We start from the raw sequence: 1,074 nt of genomic DNA on the forward strand, positions 1-1,074 counted from the left end.
CGCGTGGTGGGAGCGTTTGACGTGCCATTTGGGCATCTTGCGTTTGATGACGCGCGGTGCGGTGCGCAGGCGGCGGGTGGGGTTGAGTCGTCGGAGAAGGCGGCGGAGGAACTCGGGCCATCCGGGGCTGTCGCGGCCGTGCTGGTCAGGGGGAAAATGCGCCCGGGTGGGCGATGGTTTGCCTGGTGATCCGCAGCGCGGCGACGAAGCTGACCCGGTCCGGGTCGTGCCCGAAGTGGTGCGCCGCCTCGGCCATGAGTGTGCGGATCGCGTAGTGGCAGCACAGGTGTCCCCAGATCTCTTGGAGGACCAGGTCGGGGGACTTCGATCGCAGCACCGTGCGAGGGCCGCGTTGGTGGGTCTTGAGTTCATCGAAGGCCAGTTCGATCTCCCACCGCTGGGTGTAGGCCGCGGCGAGGTCGACCGCGCTGACCTCGGCCGGATCCAGCACGGTGGTCAACAGCCGGTAGGTGGTGGGGTTTTCGCGGTCGTCGTCGATGGTGTAGTCGATGACCCGGACCAGCATCGGCTCCTCGCGGCGGGCTGCAGCCGGTGTGGACCGGCGCAGGTGAGCCAGCCAAGAGCCATCCTCGAGGTCTTGCACGTGGGTCGGCTTGGGGCCGGCCTTGTCGGTGCGGACCCGCCACAACAGGTCCGCGCCGGTCCCGATCGCCTTGCGCCACAGGGCATAGGAGAAGAACCCACGGTCGGCCAAGAGCAGCATCCCCGGCTCTAGCCGGTCCAGTAACGAGCCGGTCAAGGTGGCCTCGGACTGGGTGTAGGCGCCGACCTGTGCGGCGAACACCGCGTGGGTGCCGCACTCGGCCAACGCCACGACCCGGGCCTGCGGGAAAGCCGCCTGCTCGCCCTTGTTGACACCGGGCCTGCCGAAGAACTCTGTGTTCCCCGTCGTGTCGGCCACATCGAGGCACGTCCCGTCGACCGCGACCAGCCGGCGTCCGGCCAACCACACACCCGGGGTCGCCTCACCGCCGATCGGCCTGGCCACCCGTTCGAACAACGCGGCCAACGGCTCCGAGCCCAACCGCGCCCGAGCCTGGAAGATCGCCGACT

General features: G+C 69.1%; 1 protein-coding gene. It reads right to left on the reverse strand.

Annotated elements, in window-relative coordinates; translation table 11 throughout:
• Positions 1 to 145 precede the first annotated feature (145 nt).
• Positions 146 to 1,074 (reverse strand): IS4 family transposase (locus ACXC9Q_RS41790; protein ID WP_457062595.1); only part of this gene is annotated, 929 nt, incomplete at its 5' end.

It is taken from the genome of Kribbella sp. CWNU-51 (genome assembly GCF_054073265.1).